Origin of the sequence: Microbacterium bandirmense (genome assembly GCF_037204185.1) — a bacterium.
GTDB classification, from domain to species: domain Bacteria; phylum Actinomycetota; class Actinomycetes; order Actinomycetales; family Microbacteriaceae; genus Microbacterium; species Microbacterium bandirmense.
The window spans coordinates 41,178-58,409 of record NZ_JBBDGM010000002.1; the positions used below are offsets into that span (position 1 = coordinate 41,178).

The following is a 17,232-nucleotide window of genomic DNA, read 5'->3' on the forward strand; positions in this document are numbered from 1 at the left end:
CGCTCCTCGCTCAGGAACCGGCAGGATCCGGTTCCTGAGTGAGCGCAGCGAGACGAAGGACGCCGGCAGGAAGGAGCGGCCGATGACCGCGAAGACACTGGACGGCAAGGCTGCGGCAGCCGAGATCCGGGCCGAATTGACCGAGCGCGTTGCGGCGCTGAGCGAGCGGGGCATCGTCCCCGGGATCGCGACCGTGCTGGTCGGCGCCGATCCGGCGTCGCAGCTGTACGTCGGCATGAAGCACCGGCAGTCCGAAGCGATCGGGATGAACTCGATCCAGCGCGAGCTGCCGGCTGACGCCACGCAGCACCAGGTCGAGGCGCTGATCGACGAGCTCAACGCCGACCCGGCGTGCCACGGGTACATCGTGCAGCTGCCGCTGCCGAAGCACCTCGACACCGACGCGATCCTCGAGCGCATCGACCCCGCGAAGGACGCCGACGGTCTGCATCCGACCAACCTGGGGCGCCTGGTGCTCAACGTGAATGCGCCCATCCACACCCCGCTGCCGTGCACGCCGCGTGGTGTGATCGAGCTGCTGCTGCGCAACGATTACGACCTGAAGGGCAAGCACGTGGTCGTCGTCGGTCGCGGCGTGACCATCGGCCGACCCATGGGGCTGCTACTGACCCGTCGCGACATCAACGCCACGGTGACGCAGGTGCACACCGGTACCCCTGACATGTCGCCGTACCTGCGCATGGCAGATGTGATCGTGGCCGGTGCCGGCGTGAAGCACCTGATCCGGGCATCCGACGTCAAGCCAGGCGCGGCGGTGCTCGACGTCGGTGTGACGCGCGAGGACGACCCCGAGACCGGCAGGTCGAAGGTGTACGGCGACGTGCATCCCGACGTCGCCGAGGTGGCGGGCTGGCTCTCGCCCAACCCCGGAGGCGTCGGACCGATGACCGTCGCGCTGCTGATGACGAACGTCGTCGAGGCGGCGGAACGGTGTGCTGAGCGAGCGTAGCGAGACGAAGCGCGGAGCGTCCGCTGACGCTGAGCGTCAGCCGAGTTCGTCGAGCATGCGACGCTGCTCGGGCGTGAGACCGTCCTTCAGTTCTTCGCGGCCCGCCTCGGCGGCGGGCGACGGCGGCGCGGTCGCCTTGTCGTCCGAGTCGGATGCCCGCGAACCACCGATCTTCGACGACGCGGCGTCGTAGAGCTCGCCGGCCTTCGCGTGCAGGCGGTCGTCGATGCGGTCGTAGACCATCCAGCCGATCAGCAGCAGCACCGGCGGAAGCGCCCAGCCCCAGAACAGACCGCGAACCGTCACGCCGCTGAAGAGCACCGTGAGCACCCAGATGATCAGCTCGACGATGAAGACGCTGCCGTACTGCACGACCTTCTCGCCGAGCCGCGTGCGCTGCGCCGCAGACTTGGCCGTGCCTTCGGCGAAGGCCCTGGCGAGCAGCGGCTTGATCAGCAGCGCGGCCGCGGTGAGGATGACCGATGCCCACAGCGCGTGCCATCCGACCCGCACGCTGGGCAGCAGCAGTCCGACCAGCAGCAGCACCGCGGCGTTGAAGACGTAGAGGGCTCCGAAGCGGACGATCGCGTTGCGCATGGGTACAGCGTTTCACACGCCGTGCGCGTGTGAAACAGCACCGAACGTCAGGCGCCGGTGAGCGTGCTCTCGATCCCGGCGATGCGCGCCTGCTCGTCGAAGCGGAACGTGGCGGTGCCGGTGGCATCCGACACGACCGCTGCGGAGAACGCCTCGTCGGACCACTCCAGCCGCCATCCCGCGAGCCGTGCCAGGTCCCAGACGGATGCCCGCGGGTCCTGCATCGTCAGACCGGAGAGCACGCGGGGGAGGGCGGTGACGGCCACGGCGACCGACAGCGGGGGCAATGGTGATTCCAGCAGCATCACGGCACGGCTATCGCCGATGTTCGCGATGTAGTACGGCGAGAGGCCGGTGATCTCGGTCGCCGCGCCTCCGACGATGTGCGCGAGATCCATGATCGCCGATGCGGTGTCCTCCGCCGTGCCGTCCTCGAACGGCACCTCGCTCTCGCTGAGCTCTGCGATGCCGTGCTGCTCGCCGTAGGCGCGCAGTCGCTCGGCGGTGGTGACGTCGTACTGCTCGGGAAGCGCCCACGCCCACATCAACGACCGCGGGCCTGGTGCGATCGACGCGATCAGGTGCGGCGTCGCCTGCAGCGTGCGCGACGGGTCGGCCTCTGCGGCGAAGGTGAACAGGTCGGCTGCGAGGTCGACGCTCCAGCGGTGCTCACCCAGATCGTCGACGGCGCCGATCAACTGGTCCTGGCGGAGGGCCGCGAACAGGGCGGCACGATCGGCGAGTGAGCGCAGGGTGTCGAAGGTCATGTGTCCAGTGTGCGCGCCACGGCTGTGGGATGCCAAAGGTCCAGCGGTGAAATGGTTATGCGACGTGAGATCAGCCCCGCACGGTCGCTGCCTCGACGCGGCCCATCTTCCAGACGCTCGGCACGAACAGCGTGACGAGCGCGATGGCGGCATAGAGGATGCCAGAGGTCGTCAGCACGACGGCAGGATCGGCGTGCGTGATCAGCCAGCCATACACCAGCGTGCCGATCGGCATGACGACGAAGCTGCCGAGCATGTCGTAGCTCGAGACGCGGCTGAGCTTCTCGGTGGGGATGTTCTCCATCATCGCCACGTTCCAGCCGGTGCTGAACAGCTCGGCGCCCGCTCCGGCGAGGAATGCTGCGATCGCGACCAGCACGACCGCCGGGTGCACACCGAGCATGGTCAGCGGGATCGCGAACAGGCTGATGCCGATCATGCCGAGGCGCAGCGGACGCTTCATCGGGAACCACATCAGCACCAGCGTCATCAGGAGCACGCCGACGCCTTCCGCGCTGACCACCCAGCCCCATCCGGCGATGCCGAGGCGGTCGTCGTTCTTCGCGATGTACGGACCGACCACGCCCCAGGCGCCGACATGGATGGCGTTCATGATCATGAAGGCGAACACGACCACGACCAGCCACGAGCGGCTCCAGAACTCGCTCCATCCGACGCGCAGGTCGGCGAACAGCGAGAACCGTCCATCGCCCGCGGGCGGCGGCAGCTTGACCATGGCGAGAATCGGGATCGCGACCAGCCACCCGACGATCTGCACCACCATCGCCCACGCGGGTCCGGCGGTGGTGACGAGGATGCCGGCGATCACCGGGCCGCCGATGGTGACCGCCGAGCGGACGAACGACAGCATCGCATTGGCCTGCTGCAGGTTCTCCGGCCGGGTCAACTGGGGGATGATGCCCTGCATAGCGGGGAGTACGAAGGCCGTGGACGCACCATTGACGGCCGCGAGCGCGACCACGATCGGGATCGTGGCGGTATCGGTGAACAGCAGGTAGGCGATCGTCCCGAGAGAGAGGATGTCGATGACATAACAGGTCTGGATCACGAGTGCGCGGGGGAGCCGATCAGCGACGACGCCCCCGAACAGCACGAACACGATGTTGGCGAGCGTGAAGGCGGTGAGCACGAGCGACAGGCTGACCGGGTCGTTGTCGATCTGCAGGACGGCGAACGCCAGGGCGATCGACGACATGGATCCGGTCACCATCGTGATCGCGCGGGCGAGGAAGAACCAGCGGAAGTTGCGATCCCCCAGGGCGGCGAGCCCGCGGTTCATCGGCGGGGGTCTGGGGGCGGCATCCCCTCATCCTCGCACGGCCGTTCACCCTCGCACACCGACACGGCGCAGTCCGGCCGGGGCGCCGGGACTGTCTAGGCTGTCGGCATGAGCATCGCCGCGCAGCTGCCCCTGGTGACGGATGAGCCGATCGGCGAGCGGATCGGCGGTTATCTGTTCTGGGGTGTGCTGATCCTGCTGATCGGGGTGATCGTGTGGGCGCTACGCCGCCGCCGACGCGGACCGCGCCCGTCCGGCGCCGCAGGCAAGGTCACCTGGACGCGGACCGAGGACTACGCCGAGCACCACCGTGTGGCCTGGCAGGCCGACCCGGGCTCCTTCGTCACCCGCCCCGAGCACTGGCCCCTCGCGGTCACGGCGGTGTTCGGCATCTGCGGCGGCGAGCCGTGGGATCGACTCGCCCTGCATAATCTCGACGTCGCCCGCGACGGGCTCGAGGAGGCCTGGGGCATCCGCTCCCGTGCCCAACTGCTGAGTCGGCTGCACTGGCTGCTCCGTGAGGGGCACCGGGTCGGCTTCGCCGACGAGGTCGCGGACGGCGAGGAGCTGGACGACGCCGAGGCGCGCAGAGTCGTCGCCGGCGCGGCGGGAACGGCTTCATCCGAGGTCCGCGAGCACGCCTGGCGGCTGAAGCAGGTGCGGGCGGACGCCCGCGGCATCCGCAGCGTCGTCTTCGTCGCCTGGGACCTGGTGCGTGCAGCCATGCTCACCCGCGCCGGATTCTCATTGGGCTGGCTCAGCGAGCAGGAGGCGGACGACACGCTGCGGCTGATCAGCGCCGAACTGCAGCGCAGCTACGACGGGTGGGAGGAGATGGGCGACCACTTCCTGCGGGCGCGGTGGTTCTGGGGCGGCAACACCTCACAGACCTCCCGGCAGAATGATGCCCATGACGCCAGCCGGCAGGCCGCGCTGCTGGCTCCGCCTCGCAGACCGTGGTCGCACGTGCCGTGGATCATGCCGATCCCCGACAGTCGGGTACTGCTCGTGGATGCGATGCTGCGGGAGGGTCTCATCGAGCAGGTGCCGGTGCATTCGCCGACGCGGCTCGCCGAGGTGCTCGACGGGGTGACGTCCGAGCGGCTGGCGGCGCAGGGGTGAACCCGCTCCGGCTGATCCGCGACGATTGGCCGCTCGCGGTCCTCGCCGCGGTCCTGCTGCTGTGCGGGCTGCTGCTGGCCGTCGCGGCCTGGGCGCGGCGCCGGGAGCGCCGCGGCGACTGGGGGCCGGGGCTTGTCGGCATCCGCACCGATCTCGACGGCTACTCGCCCGCCGACATGCGAGCGACGGTGAACCGCACGCCGGTGGACGATCCGCAGGAGCGCTGGCTGCTCGGCCTCGCCGCGCCATTCGTCGAGCCGGTCGGGCTGCTGCACGATCGCTGGAGCCTGGTCCCGGCATTCTGCTCCGACGCCTGGAAGCGGCACCTGGCGGTCGTCGCCGAGCGCTGGGGCGTCACCAGGGCGGATGCCTGGAAGCGCGAGACCGCCCGAGCCGAGCAGCACCTGGCGGACGCCGCTGACCCGCTGGCCGTCTGGACGCTGTCGTCATTCGCGATGCTGCTGCGGCTGGGCGTCGCGTTGCGCCATACCAGCGGCACGCGCGCCAGGGAAAGGCTGCGTGTCGCTGCCGCACCGCTGCGTGAGCGGCATTCTGACTGGCTCGGCTTCGCAGACGACTGGATCGCCGCCGCCGAGATCGCCCGCCCGGGTCGCACCGCCGAGCTGCGCGCCGATGTCCGCACGCTCTTCGCCGAGGACGGCCCCTGGCACGATCCGGGCTGGCCGTAGCATCCGCCCGTTCAAGGAGCGCAAAGGGCTGCATACCGAGCGTTCGGAGAGCCGTTCGCGCTCCTCGAGCCGCGTACGGGAGCCGTCAATACGTGTCGGCAGAAGAGGAGGCCGATGCGGGGATGAACCGGGCGGCGAGAGCCTCGGCGCCGCGGGCGAGGATCGTCACATCCGCGCTGACCGAGACGAAGTGCGCGCCAGCGGCGATGTAGGCGTCCGCCGTCTTCGGGTCGAAGGCGTTCACACCGACCTTCTTTTCGGCGGCGATCACCGCCTCGAACACCTGGCGCACGGCGGCGACCACCTCAGGATGCCCCTGCTCACCGGGAACGCCCATCGATGCCGCGAGGTCGGCGGGGCCGACGAGCACGCCGTCGACACCGTCGACCGCGGCGATCTCAGCGGCGGCATCCACAGCATCGCGCGACTCGATCTGCACGAACAGCGAGACGGTCTCGGTCGCGTTCGGCACGTAGCCCGCGATCCGGCCCCAGCGGCCGCTGCGCGCGAGCGCCGAGCCGACGCCGCGCACGCCCTCGGGCGGATAGCGCACCGCGGCGACGGCCGCAGCAGCTTCCTCGGCCGATGCGACCATCGGAACGATCAGGCTCTGCGCGCCGGTGTCGAGCACCTGCTTGATGATGACCGGATCGTTGACGGGCACTCGCACGACGGGAGTGACCGGATACGCGGCGATCACCTGCAGCTGCCGCTGCACGGTGATGATCGTGTTGGGGCCGTGCTCCATGTCGATCAGCAGCCAGTCGACGCCCGATCCAGCGCAGATCTCTGCGTTCAGCATCGACCCGGTGCTCAGCCACATGCCGATCAGCGGGCGGTCCGCCGCCGCGAGCGCGTCGCGGAACGTGCGGGCTAGACAAAGCGACATCTGATGGTCCCCATCTCGCGGTAGTCGCACAGCACCTCATCGCCGCGCTCGACCCACATCGGTCGTGTGAACGATCCTGCCAGGATGATCTCGCCCGCCTCCAGCCGCTGGCCGTGCTGGTGGAACTTGTTCGCCAGCCACGCGACGCCGGTGGCCGGATGCCCGAGCACTCCGGCGGCGACACCCGTCTCCTCGATCTGCCCGTTGCGCGAGAGCACTCCGGGCACCCAGCGCAGGTCGATCTCGTCGGGGCGCATGTGCACGTCGCCGAGCACCATCGCACCGTACGCGGCGTTGTCGCTGATCGTGTCGACGATCGTGCGACCCTCCAGCTCGATGTGCGAGTTGAGCACCTCGAGTGCGGGCACCGCGTAGTCGATCGCGGCGAGGGCATCCTCGAGGGTGCAGTCCGGCCCCTCGAGTGGGGCCTTCAGCACGAAAGCGAGCTCGACCTCGATGCGCACGTTCGAGAAGTGATCGAACGGGATGTCGGCACCCGTGGCGTACACGGTGTCGTCGAACATCACACCGTAGTCCGGTTCGGTGATGCCCGTCGCCTGCTGCATCGCCTTCGAGGTCAGACCGATCTTGCGGCCCACCAGCTTTCGGCCCGCGGCGAGCTGCGAGTCGCGCCAGACGCCCTGAATGGCGTAGGAGTCCTCGATCGTGGCATCCGGATAGCGCGCGGTGATGCGCGGCATCACGCCGCGCTCGCGCTCTGCCTCGGCCAGCTCGGCGGCGAGCTGCTCGATCGTCTCGGCGGGCAGGGTCACAGCTGGTGACCCAGCTTGTACTCGCCCTGCTTCCACTCCGGCATCGACTGCTCGCCCTCGTCGGGGCGGGTGTACGAGAACCCGTCGGCGCCGATCGTCACCGCCATCTCGGAGCTGTCGGTGCGGGCGACGACGGGCTGCGGGTTGCCGTCGAGGTCGAGCACGAGCGAACCGTCGGTGTACCAGGACGGTACGACCGGGTTGCCCCACCAGTCACGGCGCTGGTTGTCGTGCACGTCCCAGGTGACCACCGGGTTGTCGGGGTCGCCGGTGTAGTAGTCCTGCGTGTAGACCTCGACGCGGTGACCGTCGGGGTCGCGCAGGTACAGGTAGAACGCGTTCGAGACACCGTGACGGCCGGGGCCGCGCTCGATGGCATCCGACCGGCGCAGCGCGCCCAGCTTGTCGCAGATGGCGAGGATGTTGTGCTTCTCGTGCGTCGCGAAGCAGACGTGATGCATGCGCGGGCCGTCGCCACCGGTCATGGCCGTGTCGTGCACGGTGGGCTTGCGTCTCATCCACGCCGCGTAGACCGTGCCCTCCTCATCCTGGATGTCCTCCGTGACGCGGAAGCCGAGGTCCTGCATGTACTTCACCGCGCGCGGCACGTCCGGGGTGATCTGGTTGAAGTGGTCGAGCCGCACCAGCTCACCGGGGATGTGCAGGTCGTAGCGCCACGACATCCGCTCGACATGCGTGGTCTCGAAGAAGAACTCGTACGGGAAGCCGAGCGGGTCGATGACCCGCACCGAGTCGCCGATGCCCTTGACGAAGCCGTCCTCCTTGCGGCGCACCTCGCAGCCGAGCTCGGTGAAGAACGCCACGGCCCTGTCGAGATCCTCCGGCGTGCGCACGCGGTACGAGAACGCGCGCACGGCGGCGAGCTCGCCCTTGCGCAGCACGAGGTTGTGATGGATGAACTCCTCGGTGGAGCGGAGGTAGATCGTCTCGTCGTCCTCCTCGGTCACGTACAGCCCGAGGATGTCGACGTAGAACTCGCGGGAGGCCGCGAGATCGGTGACCACGAGCTCCATGTACGCGCAGCGCAGGATGTCCGGTGCTGGCGCCTTCGGGGTCGGCGTCGGGTCTTCGCAGGTGATCGGCACCTCCTGGCTCACGAAGAAACCGGACGAGGTCAGCGTCATGTCTTTGCGGTTCGTCATGTCAGCGTCCTTGCTTTCGTTCGGCTGCGGTTCAGCGCGGGTCCGGGTCGTCGAGCGACGACTCGTCGGGATGCTGCTGCTTGCCGAAAGTGGGGTTGTGGGGTTCGCCGAGCGTGATGTGGACGCTCTGCTGGTCGGTGTAGAAGTCGATCGAGCGGTAGCCGCCCTCGTGGCCGAGGCCGGATGCCTTCACACCGCCGAACGGGGTGCGCAGGTCGCGCACGTTGTTCGAGTTGAGCCACACCATGCCGGCCTCGACGGACTGCGCGAAGTTGTGGCCGCGCTTGAGGTCGTTGGTCCACACGTAGGCGGCCAGGCCGTACTTGGTGTTGTTGGCGAGCTCGAGCGCCTCCGCCTCAGTGTCGAACGGGGTGATCGCGACGACCGGACCGAAGATCTCCTCCTGGAAGATGCGGGCGTCGGAGGGGACGTCGGCGAAGACCGTGGGCTGAACGAAGTTGCCCTCGGGGAACTCGTCGGGCCGGCCGCCGCCGGCGACCAATCGGCCCTCGCTCTTGCCGAGCTCGACGTAGCTCATCACCTTGTCGTAGTGCTCGGGATGCACGAGTGCGCCGACCTCGGTGGCGGGATCGTGCGGCATGCCGACCTTCACGCGCTTCGCCTGTGCGGCGTAGCGCTCGACGAACTCGTCGTACACCGAGCGCTGCACGAGGATGCGCGAGCCCGCGGTGCAGCGCTCGCCGTTGAGGGAGAAGACGCCGAAGATGCAGGCGTCGATCGCCAGGTCGAGGTCGGCGTCCTCGAACACGATCGCCGGGCTCTTGCCGCCCAGCTCCATCGACAGACCCTTGAGGAACGGCGCCGAGTTGCCGAAGATCAACTGACCGGTGCTGCTCTCGCCGGTGAACGAGATCAGCGGCACGTCGGGGTGCTTCACCAGCGCGTCGCCGGCGTCCTCGCCGAGGCCGTTGACGAGGTTGAAGACGCCCTTCGGCAGCCCCGCCTCTTCGAAGATGCCCGCCCACAGCGACGCCGACAGCGGCGTGAACTCGGCGGGCTTGAGCACCACGGTGTTGCCGGTTGCGAGCGCCGGACCGAGCTTCCAGGATTCCAGCATGAACGGGGTGTTCCACGGCGTGATCAGGCCAGCGACGCCGATCGGCTTGCGGTTGACGTAGTTGAGCTGCTTGCCCGGCACCTTGAACGCATCGTCGGCCTGGGCGACGATCAGGTCGGCGAAGAAGCGGAAGTTCTCGGCGGCGCGGCGAGCCTGGCCGAGAGCCTGGGTGATCGGCAGGCCGGAGTCGAAGGACTCCAGCTCGGCCAGCCGCGCATCACGCGACTCGACGATGTCGGCGATGCGGTGCAGCACCCGGGAGCGCTCGCGCGGCAGCATCCGCGGCCACGGGCCCTCGGTGAACGCGCGACGCGCGGCGGCGACGGCGCGTTCGATGTCGGCCTTCTTGCCGGCCGCGGCCCGCACGTAGGTCTCGTTGGTGACGGGGTTGAGAACCTCGAAGGTGTCGCCGTCGGCGGAGTCCGTGAACTCGCCGTCGATGTAGTGCTGGATCTTCGCCGGCAGGTCGGCCGGGGTATACACGTCAGTCATCATCGTCCTTCTTCGGTGGGATGCGGATGCCGGGCGTTCAGGAACGCGTCCATGGTGCGCCAGCGGTGGTTTCGGGCGGCGAGCTCGATCTCGAGCGGATCGGCGCCGGTGCGGATGAGTTCGAGGATCTGGGTGTGCTCCTCGACGGAGTGGGTGGCACGGCCCGGCACGAAGGCGAAGGTCGTGTCGCGGATGCCCGAGAGTCGACCCCAGCCGCGGTGCACGAGGTCGAGGATGTGTGGGTTCGGGCACGGTTCGTACAGCACCGAGTGGAAGTCGCGGTTCAGCTGCGTGAATCGGTGCGCATCGAAGTGCTCGAGCAGGCGCAGCATCCGCTCGTTGATCTTCTCGGCGCGCGCCAGGGTGGCCTCGTCGAGCAGCGGAGCCGACAGCGCGGTGGCGGCGCCCTCGACCAGCCCCAGGGTCTGCATGGTGTGCGCGTACTCGCTCTCGTCGACGAGCGAGACGCGCGCGCCGACGTTGCGCTGGAACGTGACCAGCCCCTCGGCCTCGAGCCGGCGGATCGCCTCCCGCACGGGCACGACGCTCATCTGCAGCTCGTCGGCGATGGAGCCGAGCACCAGCCGGTAGCCGGGGCCGTAGGCGTGCGAGGAGATGCGTCCGCGCAGCCATGTGTAGGCCTGCTCGGACTTGCTCCCCTCGCGGACGGTGCTCATGCTCGCTCCTGCGACTCATAGCGGGCCCGCCACTCGGCGTTCATCGGGAACAGCCCGTCGACGGGATGGCCGGCGGCGACCTGCTCGGCGATCCAGGCATCCTCGTCCTCCTGGGCGAGCGCGGCGTCGGCGACCTCCTCGGCGAGGTGGGCGGGGATGACGATCACGCCGTCGCCGTCGCCGACGATGACGTCGCCCGGCTGCACGGTCGCGCCGCCGCAGCCGATCGTGACGTCGAACTCCCACGGCACGTGCTTGCGGCCGAGCACCGAGGGGTGCGCACCCTTCGAGAAGACGGGCAGACCGATCTCGGCGACCGCGTCGAAGTCGCGCACACCGCCATCGGTGACGACACCCGCCGCGCCACGGGTCTTCGCGCGCAGCGCCAGGATGTCGCCGAGTGTGCCGGTGCTCGCATCGCCGCGGGCCTCGATCACGATGATCTCGCCCTCGCCCACCGCGTCGAAGGCGCGCTTCTGCGCGTTGTAGCCGCCGCCGTGGCTCTTGAAGAGGTCTTCGCGGGCGGGCACGAAGCGCAGGGTCTTCGCGCTGCCGACGATCTTGGTGCCGGGGATGTTCGCCGTCAGGCCGTCGATGAAGCAGGAGTGCAGGCCGCGCTTGCGCAGCTGGCTGGACAGCCCGGCGGTGGGCGCCTCGAGCAGCTTCGCCCGCAGCGACGGGTCGAGCCCTTCGTCTCGCTGCGCTCGCTCAGGAATCGTCTCGGGCGGCAGGCCGGCGGCCTCGCGCGAGCCCCAGGCCTCTTCGCGCTGGAGGTCGTCGATCGAGGGGAGCGAGCCGATCTTCTCATCGAAGGGGTGCTCGCCCTGGGTGACGGTGGTCGTCAGACGACCCGACGTGGCGCCGGTCGAGGGGACGTCGACCTCGATCTCGACGACGTCGCCGGGGACGACGACCGACGACCCCGCGGGTGTGCCGGTGAGGATGACGTCGCCCCTCTGCAGCGTGAAGTGCTGCGAGAGGTCGGCGACCAGCTGTGCGAGCGAGAAGAACATGCCGGCACTGGTGTCGTCCTGGCGCAGCGCGCCGTTGACCCAGGCGCGCACGCGGATGCCCGCCGGGTCGAGGTCGGTGGCGTCGATGAGCTCTGGGCCGATGGGGGTGTACCCGTCGCCGCCTTTGTTGCGGACGTTGGATCCCTTGTCGTTCGCACGCAGGTCGTACAGGCCGAGATCGTTCGCGGCGGTGACGGCGGCGACGTGGTTCCAGGCGTCGTCCACGCCGACCCAGCGGGCCGGATCGCCGATGACCAGGGCGATCTCGCCCTCGAAGGCGAGCAGCTCGGTGCCGGCCGGACGCTCGACCGTGCCGCCGGATGCGGCGAGCGAGCTCAGCGGCTTGAAGAAGTACGAGGGGTGCGCGGGCTTGCGGCCGCGCTGAGCCGCGCGGGACTCGTAGCTCAGGTGCACGGCGATGATCTTGCCGGGGGTGACGGGCAGTGCCACGGTTGCGCCTCCTCGCGCTGTGCTGCTTCGCGGATCGACTCTGCGAGCGATGTCTTGTGCGTCGTATTTGAAATCGTATATGATCATCGCAGCGCGTGGCAAGCATCATCCTCCGCCGCATCCGACAACGACGTCTCAAGGAGCATCATGAGCGATCAGCCCGGCTCGGCCGGCTTCACCCCCACCGGCACCATCGCCAGTCCCAAGGACCGCAAGCGGGTGGTGTTCGCGACTGTGGTCGGCACCACCGTCGAGTGGTACGACTTCTTCATCTATGCCTTCGCGGCCGCGACCGTGTTCGCGACGCTGTTCTTCGAGCCGATGGGCTCGGAGTTCGCGCAGATCGTGTCGTTCTTCACCGTGGGAGTCAGCTTCCTCTTCCGGCCTCTCGGCGCATTCCTCGCCGGGCATTACGGTGACAAGATCGGCCGCAGGCCGATGCTGGTCATCACCCTGCTGCTGATGGGCATCGCCACCACACTGGTCGGTCTGCTGCCCACCCACGCCGTGATCGGCGTCTGGGCGCCGATCCTGCTGATCTTCCTGCGCGTCGTGCAGGGCATCTCGGCCGGCGGCGAGTGGGGCGGCGCCGTGCTGATGGCCGTCGAGCACGCGCCCAAGTCCAAGCGCGGCGTGTTCGGCGCCTCTCCGCAGATCGGCGTGCCGATCGGCCTGCTGCTCGCGTCGATGATGCTCGCGCTGATGGCGCAGATCGCTCCGGGCGACGCCTTCCTCGAGTGGGGCTGGCGCGTGCCGTTCCTGCTGTCGATCGTGCTGATCGGCGTCGGCTACTGGGTGCGTCGCACGGTCTCGGAGAGCCCGGTCTTCACCGAGATCGCCGAGCGCAAAGAGGAGTCGCGCATGCCGATCCTGCAGCTGCTGCGTCACCACCTGCTGCTGGTCATCATCGCCGCGCTCGTCTTCGCGGGAAACAACGCCGTCGGCTACATGACCACCGGCGGCTACGTGCAGCGCTACGCCACCGACCCGAACGGCCCCATCCAGCTCGACACCTCGCCGGTGTTCTGGGTCGTCGCGCTGTCGGGTGTCACGTGGCTGCTGTCCACCTGGTTCGGCGGCTGGATCTCCGACAAGATCGGACGGCGCAACGCCTACATCCTCGGCTGGGTGCTGCAGCTGGTGGGCGTGTTCCTGCTGTTCCCCCTCACGAACGTCGGCACCATCGCGTCGCTCGCCTGGGCCCTGGTCATCCTCACTCTCGGCCTCGGGCTCACCTACGGGCCGCAGGCTGCGCTGTACAGCGAGCTGTTCCCGGCATCCATCCGGTTCTCGGGCGTCTCGATCTCGTACGCGATCGGCGCGATCCTGGGTGGCGCGTTCTCGCCGATGATCGCGCAGGCGATCTTCCAGGCCACCGGCGCCACCATCGGCATCACCTGGTACCTCGCCGGCATGACCGTCATCGGCCTGATCGCGACGCTGCTGCTGCGCGACCGCACCGGCATCCCGCTCGGCCCCGAGCACGAGGCCGAGCAGGCCAAGAGCCCCATCTACGGCCTGTCGAAGGCCTGAAACCCTCAGGAGCGGATGCTGACGAGCATCCGCTCCTCGCGAAGGAGCAAAGATGCAGTTCCACCACCACGGCTACGTCTCCCACGACCCGCGGGTGCTCCCCGCCGAGGGGCTGGGCGTCGACCGACCCACCGAGCTGCCCGACGAGGTGGACGTGCTCATCGTCGGCTCAGGGCCGGCGGGCATGCTGCTGGCGGCGCAGATGTCGCAGTATCCCGAGGTGAACACGCGCATCATCGAGAAGCGCGAGGGACGGCTCGTGCTCGGCCAGGCCGACGGCATCCAGCCGCGCAGCGTCGAGACCTTCCAGGCGTTCGGCTTCGCCGAGCGGATCATCGCCGAGGCGTACAACATCGGCTGGATGAACTTCTGGGGTCCTGATCCCGAGAACCCGCAGAACATCATCCGCACCACGCGCACCGCCGATTACGCGTTCGACATCTGCGAGTTCCCGCATCTGATCGTGAATCAGGCGCGGGTGCTCGACTACTTCGCCGAGGCGGCGGCCGACGGGCCGGGACGCATCGTTCCCGACTACGGCGTGGAGTTCCTCGGGCTTACGGTGCACGAGGCGGGGGAGCACCCGGTCGAGGTGCAGGTCTCGCAGGCGGGCGGGCAGCGCACGATCCGCGCGAAGTACGTGGTCGGATGCGACGGTGCGCGCAGCCGGGTGCGCGAGGCGATCGGACGCAAGCACGTCGGCGGCATCTCGGCGCACGCCTGGGGCGTGATGGACGTGCTGGTGAACACCGACTTCCCCGACTGGCGCACCAAGTGCGCGATCAACGCCGAGGCGGGCAACATCCTGCACATCCCGCGGGAGGGCGGCTACCTCAGCCGGATGTACATCGACCTCGGCGCGGTCGCCGAGGATGACGACCACCGCGTGCGGCAGACCCCGATCGAGGAGATCATCCGGCGGGCGAACGAGATCCTGCATCCGTACTCGATCGACGTGAAGGAGGTCGCCTGGCACAGCGTGTACGAGGTGGGGCATCGGGTCACCGACGGGTTCGACGATGTGCTGGACGACTCGGGGCGCACCCCGCGGGTGTTTCTCACCGGGGACGCGTGTCACACGCACAGCGCCAAGGCCGGTCAGGGCATGAACGTGTCGATGCAGGACGGCTTCAACCTGGGCTGGAAGCTCGGATCGGTGCTCACCGGGCGCAGCCCCGAGTCGCTGCTGTCGACCTACGGCGCCGAGCGGCGTCCGGTGGCACAGCAGCTGATCGACTTCGACCGCGAGTGGTCGAGCCTGATGGCGCGCAAGCCCGAGGAGATCTCCGACCCGCAGGAGCTGGCGACCTTCTACCTCGGCACCGCGGAGTTCCCCTCCGGCTTCATGACGCAGTACTCCTCGTCGATGATCACGGGCACCGATGGTCATCAGGCGCTCGCCGCCGGATTCCCGCTCGGCAAGCGGTTCAAGTCGGCCGAGGTCGTGCGGGTGTGCGACGGCAATGTGGTGCATCTGGGGCATCATGCCCGCGCCGACGGCCGCTGGCGCGTGTACGCCTTCGGCGACCGCACCGGAGCGGCGCTCGACGCGTGGGCAGAGCGGGCCGCGCCGCTGTTCGCCCGGTACACGCCGTCGGATGCCGATGCCGATGCCGTCTTCGACGTGAAAGCCATCCACCAGCAGCCCTTCGAAGAGCTGGAGGTCACCGCAGCGCACGCGCTGTTCGCGCCGAAGAGCGGTCCGCTGGGTCTGACCGACTGGGAGAAGGTGTACGCGGCCGGGCCGAGCAAGTGGACCGAGACCGACATCTTCGACGCGCGCGAGCTCTCGCGCGACGGCGTCGTGGTGGTCGTGCGCCCGGATCAGTACGTCTCGGCGATCCTGCCGCTGGACGCCGTGGACGAGCTCGGCGCGTACCTCGAGGGGATGCTGCTGCCGGCGTCCTGATCGCGACGCATGACAGGTGTCATGTCGAGGTCGTGACACGGCCCTCCGGATTCACACGCCGGGTGCGGCCAGGCTGGTGTCATGAGCACAACACTGCAGACACCGGCTTCATCGAGATCGGCCGGCGCGGCATCCGACACGGCCGTCGCCATCTCGGGCCTGCACAGGCACTTCGGCGCGGGCGAGCGCAGGGTCAAAGCCGTCGACGGGATCGATCTCAGCATCCGCCGCGGCGAGGTCGTCGCCCTGCTCGGGCCTAACGGCGCCGGCAAGACGACCACACTCGACATGCTGCTCGGGCTCACCGACCCCAGCAGCGGCACCCTCTCGGTCTTCGGCGAGGTGCCGTCGAAGGCCGCCAAAGCCGGCGTGATCGCGGGCGTGCTGCAGACGGGCGGACTGCTGTCTGACCTCACCGTTCGCGAGACGGTCGAGGTCATCGCATCGCTGCACGGGCGCGAGTCGCTCGCCCGCGTGCCTGAGGTGCTGGCGGCCACCGAGCTCGAAGCCATCGCCCGGCGCCGCATCTCGAAGTGCTCCGGCGGAGAGCAGCAGCGCGTCAAGTTCGCTCTCGCCCTGGTCGCAGACCCCGACATCCTCGTGCTCGACGAGCCGACCGCCGGCATGGACGTCACCGCCCGCAGGCACTTCTGGGACGTCATGCGCGCCGATGCCGACGCCGGCCGCACCATCATCTTCGCCACGCACTATCTCGAGGAGGCCGAGCAGTTCGCCCGGCGCACGGTCGTCATGCATCGCGGGGTCATCGTCGCCGATGCGCCCACCGCGCAGCTGCGCGCCAACCTCGGCGGGCGCACGCTCGCGGCGACCCTCCCCGAGTCCGGTCGCGACGCGCTCATCGCGCAGCTCACCGGCACCGACGGCATCAGCGACGTGCGCATCGACGCCGATCGCGTGAGCCTGCGCGCGCTGGACTCGGATGCTGCGGCATCCGCCCTGCTGAACGCGGGCGCCCACGATCTGGAGATCACCGCACCCACCCTCGAAACCGCCTTCACGGCACTGACGGAGAACTGATCATGACCCTGTCGATCTCACCCACGATGATGCGCGTCGAGGCACTGCGCCAGCTGCGCAACCCGTACACGCTCGCGTTCACCCTCGGGATGCCCGTGGCGATGTACCTGCTGTTCGGGGCCAGCATGGGCTACGGCGACATCGCCGCCGGGCACGGCAACGTGAAGTTCTACGTGATGGTGTCGATGGCCGCCTACGGCACGGCCGTCGCGATGAGCTCGCTCACCTCGCTGGCTGCCACCGAGGCGAAGCAGGGCTGGGGGCGCCAGCTCGCCATGACCCCACTCGGCACCGCGGGCTACGCGATGACCAAGCTGCTCACCGCCGTCGCCTTCGCCGCTCTGGCGGTGCTCCTCGTGTTCGCCGCGGGCCTGACGACAGGTGCTGAGGCGACTGACGCGTGGCGCTGGTGGGCGTCCGCCGGGATCATGCTCGGCATCGGCCTCATTTACGGGCTGTACGGGCTCGGCGTCGGGCTGTTCTTCAACTCCGACTCCGCGGCGGCACTGGCGTCCATCTCGATGACGTTCTTCGCTTTCTTCGGCAACGTGTTCATCCCGCTCGACGGCGTCATGCTCGACATCGCCCGCTTCACCCCGCTGTACGGATTCGTCGCGCTGTCGCGCTGGCCGCTGACCGATGGCGTGCTCACGACGGGGCAGACCGACCCGCTGTGGCTGGTCGTGCTGAACGTGCTCGTCTGGCTGGGAGTGTTCGCTGTGCTGGTCGCGGCCGGGGTCAAGCGCTCGCGGCGCCGTCAGTAGGGTGGGAC

Annotated in this window: 16 protein-coding genes; 7 read left to right on the top strand and 9 right to left on the bottom strand. The window is 68.9% G+C overall.

Going from position 1 to position 17,232, the window contains the following annotated elements; translation table 11 throughout:
• Positions 1–82: 82 nt before the first annotated feature.
• Complete coding sequence (locus WDU99_RS02170; protein WP_337330801.1) at positions 83–970, top strand: bifunctional methylenetetrahydrofolate dehydrogenase/methenyltetrahydrofolate cyclohydrolase; 888 nt, start codon at positions 83–85, stop codon at positions 968–970.
• A 36-nt stretch (positions 971–1,006) separates the two neighbouring features.
• Here WDU99_RS02170 and WDU99_RS02175 read toward each other — a convergent pair whose 3' ends face one another.
• The 3 genes from WDU99_RS02175 to WDU99_RS02185 form a co-directional block, all read right to left on the bottom strand.
• Positions 1,007–1,567, bottom strand: a complete 561-nt coding sequence (locus WDU99_RS02175; protein ID WP_337330802.1) for a hypothetical protein — start codon at positions 1,565–1,567, stop codon at positions 1,007–1,009.
• Positions 1,568–1,614: 47 nt separating this feature from the next.
• Positions 1,615–2,334 (bottom strand): DUF6882 domain-containing protein, encoded by a 720-nt coding sequence (locus tag WDU99_RS02180; protein ID WP_337330803.1) that lies wholly within the window; start codon positions 2,332–2,334, stop codon positions 1,615–1,617.
• A 70-nt stretch (positions 2,335–2,404) separates the two neighbouring features.
• The gene (locus tag WDU99_RS02185; protein WP_337330804.1) at positions 2,405–3,634 is read right to left on the bottom strand and encodes an MFS transporter; all 1,230 of its coding nucleotides are present in this window, start codon (positions 3,632–3,634) and stop codon (positions 2,405–2,407) included.
• 108 nt (positions 3,635–3,742) lie between these two features.
• Between WDU99_RS02185 and WDU99_RS02190 the strand changes: the two genes are divergently transcribed.
• Together WDU99_RS02190 and WDU99_RS02195 are read left to right on the top strand one after the other, a co-directional pair.
• Complete coding sequence (locus WDU99_RS02190) at positions 3,743–4,756, top strand: DUF1266 domain-containing protein (RefSeq protein WP_337330805.1); 1,014 nt, start codon at positions 3,743–3,745, stop codon at positions 4,754–4,756.
• Positions 4,753–5,445, top strand: a complete 693-nt coding sequence (locus WDU99_RS02195; RefSeq protein ID WP_337330806.1) for a hypothetical protein — start codon at positions 4,753–4,755, stop codon at positions 5,443–5,445. The genes WDU99_RS02190 and WDU99_RS02195 overlap by 4 nt, the downstream gene beginning before the upstream one ends.
• Before the next feature lie 85 nt (positions 5,446–5,530).
• On the opposite strand, the gene WDU99_RS02200 is transcribed toward WDU99_RS02195, so the two are convergent.
• Genes WDU99_RS02200 through WDU99_RS02225 form a run of 6 tightly spaced genes read right to left on the bottom strand, consistent with a single transcriptional unit; the run spans position 5,531 to position 12,067 of the window.
• Entirely contained in the window at positions 5,531–6,334 is an 804-nt protein-coding gene (locus tag WDU99_RS02200) for an aldolase/citrate lyase family protein (RefSeq protein WP_337330807.1), read from the bottom strand.
• Complete coding sequence (locus WDU99_RS02205) at positions 6,319–7,101, bottom strand: fumarylacetoacetate hydrolase family protein (protein WP_337331099.1); 783 nt, start codon at positions 7,099–7,101, stop codon at positions 6,319–6,321. The genes WDU99_RS02200 and WDU99_RS02205 overlap by 16 nt, the downstream gene beginning before the upstream one ends.
• A gap of 2 nt (positions 7,102–7,103) precedes the next feature.
• Positions 7,104–8,270, bottom strand: a complete 1,167-nt coding sequence (hpaD, locus tag WDU99_RS02210) for a 3,4-dihydroxyphenylacetate 2,3-dioxygenase (RefSeq protein ID WP_337330808.1) — start codon at positions 8,268–8,270, stop codon at positions 7,104–7,106.
• Between the two features lie 31 nt (positions 8,271–8,301).
• Complete coding sequence (hpaE, locus tag WDU99_RS02215; protein WP_337330809.1) at positions 8,302–9,840, bottom strand: 5-carboxymethyl-2-hydroxymuconate semialdehyde dehydrogenase; 1,539 nt, start codon at positions 9,838–9,840, stop codon at positions 8,302–8,304.
• Positions 9,840–10,517, bottom strand: coding sequence for a GntR family transcriptional regulator (locus WDU99_RS02220; RefSeq protein WP_337330810.1), 678 nt, complete (start codon positions 10,515–10,517; stop codon positions 9,840–9,842). Before WDU99_RS02220 ends, hpaE begins: the two co-directional genes overlap by 1 nt.
• A complete protein-coding gene (locus tag WDU99_RS02225; protein WP_337330811.1) occupies positions 10,514–12,067 on the bottom strand; it encodes a fumarylacetoacetate hydrolase family protein in 1,554 nt (517 codons plus the stop codon). The genes WDU99_RS02220 and WDU99_RS02225 overlap by 4 nt, the downstream gene beginning before the upstream one ends.
• Positions 12,068–12,127: 60 nt before the next feature.
• Between WDU99_RS02225 and WDU99_RS02230 the strand changes: the two genes are divergently transcribed.
• From WDU99_RS02230 to WDU99_RS02245, 4 genes are all read left to right on the top strand, one after another.
• A complete protein-coding gene (locus tag WDU99_RS02230; RefSeq protein WP_337330812.1) occupies positions 12,128–13,513 on the top strand; it encodes an MFS transporter in 1,386 nt (461 codons plus the stop codon).
• A gap of 52 nt (positions 13,514–13,565) precedes the next feature.
• The gene (locus tag WDU99_RS02235) at positions 13,566–15,422 is read left to right on the top strand and encodes an FAD-dependent monooxygenase (protein ID WP_337330813.1); all 1,857 of its coding nucleotides are present in this window, start codon (positions 13,566–13,568) and stop codon (positions 15,420–15,422) included.
• Positions 15,423–15,503: 81 nt separating this feature from the next.
• Positions 15,504–16,460: an ABC transporter ATP-binding protein gene (locus tag WDU99_RS02240; protein WP_337330814.1), complete on the top strand. Its 957-nt coding sequence runs from the start codon at positions 15,504–15,506 to the stop codon at positions 16,458–16,460.
• A 2-nt stretch (positions 16,461–16,462) separates the two neighbouring features.
• A complete protein-coding gene (locus WDU99_RS02245) occupies positions 16,463–17,224 on the top strand; it encodes an ABC transporter permease (protein ID WP_337330815.1) in 762 nt (253 codons plus the stop codon).
• Positions 17,225–17,232: the final 8 nt, after the last annotated feature.

Coding starts and splice junctions, on each gene's coding strand:
- WDU99_RS02170 (WP_337330801.1), top strand. CDS start 83: ATGACCGCGAAGACACTGGACGGCAAGGCTGCGGCAGCCGAGATCCGG.
- WDU99_RS02175 (WP_337330802.1), bottom strand. CDS start 1,567: ATGCGCAACGCGATCGTCCGCTTCGGAGCCCTCTACGTCTTCAACGCC.
- WDU99_RS02180 (WP_337330803.1), bottom strand. CDS start 2,334: ATGACCTTCGACACCCTGCGCTCACTCGCCGATCGTGCCGCCCTGTTC.
- WDU99_RS02185 (WP_337330804.1), bottom strand. CDS start 3,634: ATGAACCGCGGGCTCGCCGCCCTGGGGGATCGCAACTTCCGCTGGTTC.
- WDU99_RS02190 (WP_337330805.1), top strand. CDS start 3,743: ATGAGCATCGCCGCGCAGCTGCCCCTGGTGACGGATGAGCCGATCGGC.
- WDU99_RS02200 (WP_337330807.1), bottom strand. CDS start 6,334: ATGTCGCTTTGTCTAGCCCGCACGTTCCGCGACGCGCTCGCGGCGGCG.
- hpaD (WP_337330808.1), bottom strand. CDS start 8,270: ATGACGAACCGCAAAGACATGACGCTGACCTCGTCCGGTTTCTTCGTG.
- hpaE (WP_337330809.1), bottom strand. CDS start 9,840: ATGACTGACGTGTATACCCCGGCCGACCTGCCGGCGAAGATCCAGCAC.
- WDU99_RS02220 (WP_337330810.1), bottom strand. CDS start 10,517: ATGAGCACCGTCCGCGAGGGGAGCAAGTCCGAGCAGGCCTACACATGG.
- WDU99_RS02225 (WP_337330811.1), bottom strand. CDS start 12,067: ATGATCATATACGATTTCAAATACGACGCACAAGACATCGCTCGCAGA.
- WDU99_RS02230 (WP_337330812.1), top strand. CDS start 12,128: ATGAGCGATCAGCCCGGCTCGGCCGGCTTCACCCCCACCGGCACCATC.
- WDU99_RS02235 (WP_337330813.1), top strand. CDS start 13,566: ATGCAGTTCCACCACCACGGCTACGTCTCCCACGACCCGCGGGTGCTC.
- WDU99_RS02240 (WP_337330814.1), top strand. CDS start 15,504: ATGAGCACAACACTGCAGACACCGGCTTCATCGAGATCGGCCGGCGCG.
- WDU99_RS02245 (WP_337330815.1), top strand. CDS start 16,463: ATGACCCTGTCGATCTCACCCACGATGATGCGCGTCGAGGCACTGCGC.